Below are 9816 nucleotides of genomic sequence, written 5' to 3'. Positions count from 1 at the left end.
CATTATTTTACACTACTCAGATTTTTACAATCTCAGCATTGGCAGAAGGAGAAAATGATGATAACAAGGGAATTGTAGTGCAGGCAAGATCAGCACTATTAATGGAACCATCAAGTGGTAAAATAATCTATGAAAAAAATTCTCATGAAAAGTTTGCTCCTGCGTCAGTAACTAAAATAATGGTTATGTTATTAGCAATGGAGGCAATAGATGGAGGAAAGATTAAATTACAAGACAAAATAACTATAAGTGAGAATGCTAAAAAAATGGGTGGAAGTAGTATGATACTTGATACAGGAGAGATTAGAACTGTAGAAGAAATATTAAAAGGAATTGCAATTGCATCGGGAAATGATGCAGCTGTAGCAATGTCAGAGTATTTAGGTGGAAGTGAAGGTGCTTTCGTAACTATGATGAATGAAAGAGCGAAAGGCCTTGGTATGAAGGATACAGCTTTTAGAAATTGTACTGGATTAAGTGCAGAGGGACATCTTACAACAGCATATGACATCTCAATTATGTCTAGGGAGCTTCTAAAACATCCTAAGATATTAAAATATTCAGGAACATATATGGAAACTATTTCAGAGGGAAGAAAAAGCCCAATTGGCCTTGTAAATCATAATAAACTTGTTAGGTTTTTTGATGGATGTGACGGACTTAAAACAGGATTTACAAATGAAGCAAAATACTGTATATCTGCAACTGCTGTGCGATCTAACATAAGAATGCTTGCGATAATTATGGGTGCACCAACTTATAAAATTAGAAATAATGATGCTAGCATGTTAATGAACTATGGATTTACTAAGTTCGAAACTAAAAAAATAATAGCAAAAGATGATGAGTTAGAAAAAATACCACTAAATAAAAGAGGTGACAAGTTCTTAGTAGCCAAAGCACAAGAAGATTTTAATTTAACTTTAGAAAGAGGAATTAAAAATGAAATTACTAAGAAGTTTGTTGTAGATAAGGACTTAAAAGAGTATAAAAAAGGTAAATCGATTGGATTTTGTGAAATATATGTTGATAATAAATTAGTTGGTAAGGTTATTATCTACAGCGACAGGGATATTAAAAAATCTGGAGTGATGGATAATATTAAAAATAATTTATTAGATTTATTTGATAAGGCGATATAGAGTGTTATTAAAATTTTAATATAAAAGATTAGGTTCTACGCAATAATTACTTGTTTAGAATCTAATCTTTTTGATTTTTTGCATTTTTAAATTAACTCACTAGTTATTTCACAAAAGATGCTTTATAATTAGAATAACTTGCAATAGAGAAATTAAATGTTTTTATAATTTCTCTATAATTAATTTTTTATTAGGAGAGAGTGTACATGCCATTAAGTATAAAAATAACTAATTTTGAAGGGCCCTTTGACTTGCTATTACATCTTATAAAAAAAAATGAGATGAATATCTATGATATTAATATATTTGAAATTACAAATCAATATTTGGATTACCTTAAATGCATTGTGGAAATGGATTTAGAAGTAACATCAGAATTTATTGTTATTGCTGCAACTTTAATTGAAATTAAATCAAAATATTTGTTGCCTAAGAGTAAAGATGAGCATAGTAAAGAGGAAGAAAATGATATAGAAATGGAATTATTAAATAAATTAATTGAGTATAAAAAATACAAACACATAGCTGAAAATTTAAAGATTATGGAACAGGATGCAGGTATAATGTTTAGTAAGAAACCTGAAATAATCATAGAGGATACTTTCAACATTGTGGAAACGGATTTTTTAAAGAATGTTACGATGGTAAGTTTATACAATTTATACAATGATTTAATGCAAAACTTTAGAAATAAAATGAATACTGATAATATTATAAATCAAAGAATTAAAATGGAGGAATATAAAATAGAAGATAAAATGGAAGAACTTAAAGAAAAGCTTATTTTTTTGGGGAGGGTTCATTTTACAGATTTAATTAGTGGATATTCATCAAAATTAGAAGCTATTGTTACTTTTTTAGCTTTGCTTGAACTGATTAAGACTCAGAGTGTAATAGTAATTCAAGAAAATAATTTTAAAGATATACGTTTAGAAAGGGTAAATTAATATGGATGGAATAAACATTAAACCGATAGATATCGAAGAAGTTTCTACTAAAAATATATATTTTTCTATTATTGAATCTCTGCTCTTTGTTACAGGAGAAGCACTTAAATTAACGGAGATGGCAAACATATTAGAATGCAGCGTTGATTTTACAAGGCAGTTAACAGACGAATTAAGATTAAAATATGAAGAAAATCACAGAGGAATTAAAATTATTGTAACTAATGATGAATATCAATTTGTCACCAAACCTTGCAATAGTGAATATGTACAAAAATTATTAAAGACCAATATTAGACAATCTCTATCTCATGCTTCTCTTGAAACCTTAGCAATAGTTGCATTTAAACAACCAATAACGAGAGTGGAAATAGAGGAGATAAGAGGTGTCAAAAGCGATAGGGGTATATACACCTTATCAGAAAAAAAATTAATAAAAGAAAGTGGACGTAAAAATGTTCCGGGGAGGCCGATTATTTATGTGACCACAGATGAATTTCTTAAACATTTCGATTTAGATAGTTTGCGAGATATTCCCTCCTTAGAAAATTTTGTGGATGAAGTTTCGAAGCATGAGATTGAAATTGACCAAACAAATTAGATTATTCATAAATATATGCATAAAGTTAAAAGTCCCACTAAAATAAAGGTTTTCATCTACAACTTTATTTTAGTGGGATTTATTATTTTAATTTATTATTTTAATTTATAAGAGTTAATAAATTATTCATCGTAATTTTCTTTATCATCTTTATCGCATTCTGATTTTGTTTCACCCTTATCTTTAAATATACCTTTAACAATATCGATAATTTGTGGAAAAGTATCAACGATTTTATCATATGTATTTTGTTGATCTACAGATAAAAGCCTTATTGAATCTTTTTTAACTACTAAAAATGCAACAGGTCTTACGGTGACTCCGGCTCCAGAACCACCTCCGAAAGGGTATTTATTGCTCGAGTCAGAAGATTTAAGGCTGTTAAATTCACTACCGCCAGACGCAAAACCAACACATACTCTTGAAATTGGAATAATTGTGGTTCCATCTATTGATTCTACAGGATCTCCTACAATGGTGTTTACATCTATCATATCCTTTATACTTTCCATGGTGCTCCTCATTAAATTTTCAATTGGGTGATTATCCATGTACATTTCCTCCTTTATATTTTCCTAAACTCATTTTTTTATGTCTTATGTTAATGCTTATAAAGCAAATTAACATTATAGTTAGCATATATATAATTTTTGCTAAATTGGTATAAATTATACTAGAAATTTCAATACTTAAATTCTTTTGTTTAAAGTATGGAATGACTTCGTGATTTATTTTTTTTACGTTAACAAAATTTAATAATAGTAAATATAAAAAACTATATGTGGAATGAATTAATCCAAATAAAATTGCTACAAGTGCAGAATCATCAAAACCGTATTCTAACTTAGTTTCTAAAGTTAAAGTAGGTTTAAATTTTAATCCTATAATTTTGTTTATGATTAGATTTATATCAATTAAGGTATAAGATTTATATGAAGATTTTTTTTGATTTTTTATTGGTTTACTTTTCTTGTGTTCTTTTCTATGTAATTTTTTATTGTATACGTAAATTTCTAAATTTTTTTTTGAATATTTGAGAGTTATTTTAAGAGGGACTGGAAATAATATTATTGTTAGCGTTATAAGAAACACTATTAAACTTATAAACATAACAACCTCCCTTATTACCTAATAATTGGTATTATAACCAAAAAGCTATAAAAATATCAATATATAATATAATAATTAAAATAAAATTGAAAGAGGTAAGATTATGAAAAGTAAATTTAAAATATCAACATTATTAACTCTGTGTTTATTTTTTTTGTTCTCAACCTTAGCTCAAAATGTGTATGCGGATGATATATACATTAATGCTATTAGTTCCATAGCATTAGATGCTGATTCAAAAGTTGTTTTATACGAAAAAAATGCGTACACACCCATAGAAATTGCAAGTACTACTAAGATTGTAACTGCTCTTGTGGCAATAAAATGTGGTGATCTAAACAAGAAAATAACTATCTCAGAAAAGGCTGCAAACATGCGTGGATCAGAAATTGGATTTAAAAGTGGAGAAGTAATAACCTTAAAAGAATTGTTATATGGTTTTATGCTAAGGTCGGGAAATGATGGAGCAATTGCAATAGCAGAAGGAATAAGTGGAAGCGTTGATGAGTTTTTAAAACTTATGAATGAGTATGCTTTAGAGATTGGACTTCTAAATAGTAACTTTGAGTCTCCACATGGGCTGGATAGTACTAATCATTATTCTACTGCATATGATTTGGCTTTAATTACTGCAAAGGCAAAAGAAATAAAGCTTTTTAACGATATTGTAAGCTCCAAAGACATTGATGCTAAGGAGTACAATTTCACTAGAAGTTATCATAATATAAATAAGATTCTATGGCTTCTACCAAATTCTACAGGAGTGAAAACTGGATTTACAGGAAAGGCAGGAAAATGTCTAGTAACTTCTGTTAACATTAGCAATAGAGATGTTATTATAATAACTTTGAATTCTACTCCTAGATGGAAAGAAACCAAAAAAATAAGTGAATATGTTGAAAAAAATTATGAGTATAAAAAAATAATTAGTAAAAACAATACCTTAAAAAAATTTAGCATAAAAGATGGAGCAAGTGATGTAGAAATAGTAAGTGAAAGAGATATTATTATCCCAGTAAGAAAAGATGCAAAACTTAAAGTTCAAATTAAAAAGCCCTTATATGAGGTTTTTGCCCCTCTAAATAAAGGACAAATGATTGGCAGAGTTGATGTGTACGAGAATGATAAACTTCTGTTTACAGAAGAACTAGTTTCTAAAAACTCCGTGAAAAAAAAGGGCTTATTTAAAGGTAGATTTAATAAAATTAAAAGTTTCTTCTTTCAAGGTAATTAGTGGATAGCAACTTTAGATTCTTTTATTCGGAGTTTAATAGTATTTAGACTATTGTTTAATTTGTAACAATTTTATGATTTTTAGCTATTTTAATAGTATAGTGCATTGGAGGTAATACGTATGAGTTATGAACCCTATGATTGTATTGATGTAGGAAGTGAATTTTGTGCTAGCTACACTAAACTGCGACATGCAGTTTAGTGTTTTAATTTAAAGATAATAAATTTATTAAAACTTCGCCTTTAGTGCCATCCCAAAATATAGATTTTACAATACTATTAATTAGAAGTCGTTTATTATTGAAATCTAAGAGATTAAAAACATCTGAAAAATCATTTAATGAAGTTACGAACTTATTTGAATTGTTTTTATCACTATTATGTTCACTTGAGTTTGCCTTGGAATTCTCATATTTATGGGTTAATTCTTCTAATTCATTTCCTAATTTATATATTTGTGGACTTATAAATTTAGATATGTCATTCTCCAAAGATAAGTGATTTACTAGAATATCTATTTGGTCTTGTTTTATCTTTATTTGTGAAGGTAAACTGGATATTTCATATTGTAGATCATCATTTTTAATAAGGTCAAACTTTATAGTATTTAATTCTTTAAGTAAAAGAGTTTTGTCAATAGTAATATTTTTCAATTTATCTATAACTATAATTTCAAGCTCATCTACACGGATGTTAGGATTATTACATCTAAGTCCCCTTGAATTATCTTTAGTACCGCAGACATAATACTTAGTTTTTTTATTGGTTTGAGCATTAATATGGCCATGTTTAACAATCATGCTTTTACCACATTTAGAACATTTTAAGGTTCCAGTAAGTAACGCAGAAGCAGATGTACCAAGTCGTGGAGCTTTATTTTTGTTTTGGTCTAGTATCTGTTGAATTCTAAGCCAAGTTGGGCTATCGATAATTCCTTCATGTGATGAAACAGCTGCGACCCATTCCGTTATAAGTCGCTTAACTCGAGCACCTTTACTTTTATTATAAGTTAGAATACCAGATTTTTCATTAGCACATCCAATTACATTCATGCCAATGAAATCAAGATATTTCATAACATCTTTATTTGCTCTGACATAAAGGGGGTTTCTCAATATGAGTTGAATTCTTTTCTTATTAAAATCTGCTCCATTTTTAGTTTTAATGTTATTTTTAAAGAGGTAGATAAAAACCTGGCTGATAGATTTATATTTTAAATATTTTTGGTAAATAAGTTTTACCACAGCTAATTCTTCTTTTATAGGTGATAAACCACACATAGTTTTTTCTTTGTGACCAGAATCTAAATAGGATATTTTTTTACTTTCATAGCCTAGCGGAGTTTGCCCACCGAGCCATCTTCCGGTTTTTGATAGTTCTAACATATTATCGCGAACTCGCTCACCGATAGTTTCACGTTCTAATTGTGAGAAAACTGAGGCTATATACATCATGGCACGGCCCATAGGGGTAGAGGTATCAAACTTCTCGTTAACACTTATAAAACTTATGTGTAAACTATCTAGCTTCTTTATAAGAGTAGAAAAATCCGATATATTTCTACTTATTCTATCAAGTCGATAACAAATGAGCACCTCAAATTTATTAGCCCTTGCATCACTAAGCATCTTTTGAAATTGAGGTCTTTTTATATTTTTTCCTGAAAAACCTTCATCTTCGTATATTAAAAACTCGTTAATGCCCAAATGATTACCCTCATGGGTGCATAGTTCAATTTGGTTGATTATTGATTCTCCACTTGCTGTAATCTTGGATTTTCTGGAGTATATAGCCGCAGTTTTCAATTTATTTGCTCCTTAATAATTGATTTTATAGCGCAATTTAATTTCACTTAGCATAAAAAAATAAAAAGATGTAAACTATAATATCTTTACATGATAACATATGTATTTTTAAAAAATAATATTACGTAAAAATGATTTAATTAAATAAAACTGTGTATATATTTATTGTAACAATGAAAACTAAACAGCATAGTATAATATAATAGTTTACTTGGGGGAGAATTAATGAAAGTTAAATCTATAATTATGGTAGAACCTACGCAAGGACAAGGGGCGCTTTTGTCGAAGCAATATACAAGGAATATTGCAAGGATATTAGCTTCACAGTTTTCACTTCAAGAAATAAACGAATTAATAGAAAATCTAATGATGAGTGACATTTTATTAATAAAAATGAAACAATTTGAATATACGAAGCAAATTCTATAAAAAAATGATATACTAATTATATTATAGTATTGAATATAACATAAAATATGGAGATGATTTATATGAAATTATGTGAAATATGTAAAAAAAATATAGCAATGATATTAACCTCAAAAATTGAAAACGGGAAGACTGAAACTGTGGCATTATGCATGGAATGTGCAAAGAAGAGGGGAATTCCTGTAATGGATCAATTAATGCAACAGGCTGGAATATCATCTGATGACATTGAGAACTTAAATGAGCAAATGGGTAATATGTTTAAAGGAATGGATTTGGAAAATATGAATCTAGAAGATATGAACTTAGAAGATATGAACCTTGAGGGTTTGGATATTTCAGATATTGGTGATTCAGAAAGTGATGGAAAAAAAATGATTGGAAATGTTTTCAATGGTTTATTTGGATCTAAAGATGAAAATAAAGATTTTATAGAAGATGAAGTTGAGGCTACACCGAAAAACAAGCAATCATCTGAAGATAAATCAAAGAAAAATTTGTTTAAAAAAAAGAGAAAGCATTTAGATACATATGGGATAAACTTAACAAACAAAGCAAATCAAAAGGATATAGATAGGGTTATTGGTAGGCATAGTGAAATAGATAGAGTAGTACAGATATTAAATAGAAGAACAAAAAATAACCCTATATTAATAGGAGAAGCTGGTGTAGGCAAAACAGCCATTGCAGAGGGATTAGCTGTGAGAATTGCGGAAAAACAAGTTCCAGAAAAATTATTTAATTCAGAAGTTTATCTGCTTGATCTCACTGCTGTAGTTGCAGGCACACAATTTAGAGGACAATTTGAAGGCCGTATGAAATCAATAATAGAAGAAGCTAAGGAAAGCGGAAATATTATATTAGTTATTGACGAGGTACACAATATAATGGGTGCTGGTGAAGTTCAGGGTGGATCAATGAATGCAGCAAATATTTTAAAACCGGCGTTAGCAAAGGGAGAAATACAAGTTATTGGTGTGACCACTTTAGAAGAATACAGAAAGTATATAGAAAAAGATGCGGCCCTTGAGCGAAGGTTTCAGCCTGTGCTGGTTGAAGAGCCTAGTATAAATGAGACAATAGAAATTTTAAAGGGAATAAGAGTATACTATGAAGAATATCATAAAGTTAAAATATCTGATGAGGTAATTCAGGAAGTTGTGAATTTGTCTGAGAGATATATTACAGATAGATTTCTACCTGATAAAGCTATAGATGTTATTGATGAAGCTGGTTCTAGAGCTAATTTAAAAAACAAAGGTCTTGTGGAACTTGTGGGACTCAAAGAAGAATTAGAGAAAATCCAAAATGGGAAAAAAGAAGCAGATGATACTGCAAACTTTGAAAAAGCTGCAGAATATAAGGTGAAATTGTTCAAATTAAATGATTATATTAGCAAAATCGAAAAAACATGTAGTGAAGTTGAAATTACGTTAGAGGATGTTGCTTTTGTCATCGAATCATGGACTAAAATTCCTATTCAGAAGATTACAGAAAAAGAGGCTAGCAAGTTATTAAATTTGGAGAGCAGGCTGCACAAACGAGTTATAGGCCAAAATGATGCTATTATTAGTTTATCAAGAGCAATTAGGCGTAACCGCTCAGGATTTAGAAAAAAGAAAAAGCCATCCTCTTTTATTTTTGTAGGACCAACGGGGGTTGGAAAAACAGAGCTAGTTAAAGCGATATCCTGTGAACTTTTTGGAAGTGAAGAAGCATTAATTCGTATAGATATGTCTGAATACATGGAAAAACATACAGTTTCAAAGCTAATTGGTGCTCCACCTGGGTATATTGGTTATGACCAAGGTGGTCAGTTAACGGAGAAGGTAAAAAGGAAGCCTTATTCAGTAATCCTTTTAGATGAAATAGAGAAGGCTCATCCAGATGTATTCAATATGCTTCTACAAATTCTAGAAGACGGAAGACTAACAGATAGTCAAGGCAGAACAGTTTTCTTTGAAAATACTGTAATAATAATGACATCAAATGCAGGTACTCAGTTTAAAACAAGCGGAATTGGTTTTGTTCAAGGTAACTATGATGTGTTATCTGCACATGTAAAGGATGCTCTAAAAGAAACCTTTAGGCCTGAATTTTTAAACAGAGTAGATGAAACTATTGTATTTACCCTTCTTAAGAAGGCAGAACTTCGCAAGATAGTTGATTTAATGATTACGGAAGTAATTGATGAGGCGCAAGAAAAAAATGTGACTTTGGATATTTCAGAAGAGGTAAAAGATTTTATTTTAGAAACCGGATACGATGAGAAATTTGGTGCAAGGCCACTAAGAAGAACTATTCAAAAATATATTGAAGATGAGATTGCGGAACAATATCTTAAAAATGAATTTGGCTCAGGGTCAAAGATATCTATGAAATTAATCCAGGGTAAAATTGTTATAATATAGTGAAAAAGCTGCTGAAAATTTTCAGCAGCTTTTGTTAGTGTGCCAGGCATGGCAATTAACTAGGTGGTGAAAGTCCACTGTGGGGGTCTGTAGTTACCAACCACTAGCTGAAGACAAGGTATCCATCGTGAGGTGTGA

The 9816-nt window shown here is 29.7% G+C and carries 9 protein-coding genes; 6 read left to right on the top strand and 3 right to left on the bottom strand.

The annotated features are described in order from the left end of the window. The 3 genes from ACJAX4_RS18890 to scpB form a co-directional block, all read left to right on the top strand. The coding region (locus ACJAX4_RS18890) for a D-alanyl-D-alanine carboxypeptidase family protein (RefSeq protein ID WP_435790987.1) at window positions 1-1142 on the top strand (1142 nt) is incomplete at its 5' end. Window positions 1143-1348: 206 nt separating this feature from the next. Beyond that, window positions 1349-2089: a segregation/condensation protein A gene (locus ACJAX4_RS18885; protein ID WP_435790986.1), complete on the top strand. Its 741-nt coding sequence runs from the start codon at window positions 1349-1351 to the stop codon at window positions 2087-2089. A gap of 1 nt (window position 2090) precedes the next feature. Continuing rightward, window positions 2091-2690 (top strand): SMC-Scp complex subunit ScpB, encoded by a 600-nt coding sequence (scpB, locus tag ACJAX4_RS18880; protein ID WP_435790985.1) that lies wholly within the window; start codon window positions 2091-2093, stop codon window positions 2688-2690. Between the two features lie 122 nt (window positions 2691-2812). Here scpB and ytfJ read toward each other — a convergent pair whose 3' ends face one another. Both ytfJ and ACJAX4_RS18870 read right to left on the bottom strand, forming a co-directional pair. Further along, the gene (gene ytfJ / locus ACJAX4_RS18875; RefSeq protein WP_435790984.1) at window positions 2813-3241 is read right to left on the bottom strand and encodes a GerW family sporulation protein; all 429 of its coding nucleotides are present in this window, start codon (window positions 3239-3241) and stop codon (window positions 2813-2815) included. Continuing rightward, window positions 3234-3800 (bottom strand): DUF2953 domain-containing protein, encoded by a 567-nt coding sequence (locus ACJAX4_RS18870; protein ID WP_435790983.1) that lies wholly within the window; start codon window positions 3798-3800, stop codon window positions 3234-3236. Before ACJAX4_RS18870 ends, ytfJ begins: the two co-directional genes overlap by 8 nt. Window positions 3801-3903: 103 nt before the next feature. Here ACJAX4_RS18870 and ACJAX4_RS18865 point away from each other — a divergent pair, with 103 nt between their 5' ends. Next, window positions 3904-5034: a D-alanyl-D-alanine carboxypeptidase family protein gene (locus ACJAX4_RS18865; RefSeq protein ID WP_435790982.1), complete on the top strand. Its 1131-nt coding sequence runs from the start codon at window positions 3904-3906 to the stop codon at window positions 5032-5034. A 205-nt stretch (window positions 5035-5239) separates the two neighbouring features. On the opposite strand, the gene ACJAX4_RS18860 is transcribed toward ACJAX4_RS18865, so the two are convergent. Then, window positions 5240-6838, bottom strand: a complete 1599-nt coding sequence (locus ACJAX4_RS18860) for a recombinase family protein (protein WP_435790981.1) — start codon at window positions 6836-6838, stop codon at window positions 5240-5242. A gap of 225 nt (window positions 6839-7063) precedes the next feature. Between ACJAX4_RS18860 and ACJAX4_RS18855 the strand changes: the two genes are divergently transcribed. Further along, window positions 7064-7267, top strand: coding sequence for a hypothetical protein (locus ACJAX4_RS18855; protein WP_435790980.1), 204 nt, complete (start codon window positions 7064-7066; stop codon window positions 7265-7267). Window positions 7268-7329: 62 nt separating this feature from the next. Continuing rightward, a complete protein-coding gene (locus tag ACJAX4_RS18850) occupies window positions 7330-9678 on the top strand; it encodes an AAA family ATPase (RefSeq protein ID WP_435790979.1) in 2349 nt (782 codons plus the stop codon). Window positions 9679-9816 lie beyond the last annotated feature (138 nt).

Origin of the sequence: Clostridium sp. (genome assembly GCF_051278035.1) — a bacterium.
In the GTDB taxonomy this organism is placed as follows: Bacteria; Bacillota; Clostridia; order Clostridiales; family Clostridiaceae; genus Clostridium_AD.
This window is presented reverse-complemented; position numbering and strand designations above follow the sequence as displayed.

What these genes read in the sequence shown, in the direction of transcription:
- ytfJ (WP_435790984.1), bottom strand. Translation starts at nt 3,241, where the DNA reads ATGGATAATCACCCAATTGAAAATTTAATGAGGAGCACCATGGAAAGT.
- ACJAX4_RS18865 (WP_435790982.1), top strand. Translation starts at nt 3,904, where the DNA reads ATGAAAAGTAAATTTAAAATATCAACATTATTAACTCTGTGTTTATTT.
- ACJAX4_RS18850 (WP_435790979.1), top strand. Translation starts at nt 7,330, where the DNA reads ATGAAATTATGTGAAATATGTAAAAAAAATATAGCAATGATATTAACC.
- ACJAX4_RS18855 (WP_435790980.1), top strand. Translation starts at nt 7,064, where the DNA reads ATGAAAGTTAAATCTATAATTATGGTAGAACCTACGCAAGGACAAGGG.
- scpB (WP_435790985.1), top strand. Translation starts at nt 2,091, where the DNA reads ATGGATGGAATAAACATTAAACCGATAGATATCGAAGAAGTTTCTACT.
- ACJAX4_RS18870 (WP_435790983.1), bottom strand. Translation starts at nt 3,800, where the DNA reads ATGTTTATAAGTTTAATAGTGTTTCTTATAACGCTAACAATAATATTA.
- ACJAX4_RS18885 (WP_435790986.1), top strand. Translation starts at nt 1,349, where the DNA reads ATGCCATTAAGTATAAAAATAACTAATTTTGAAGGGCCCTTTGACTTG.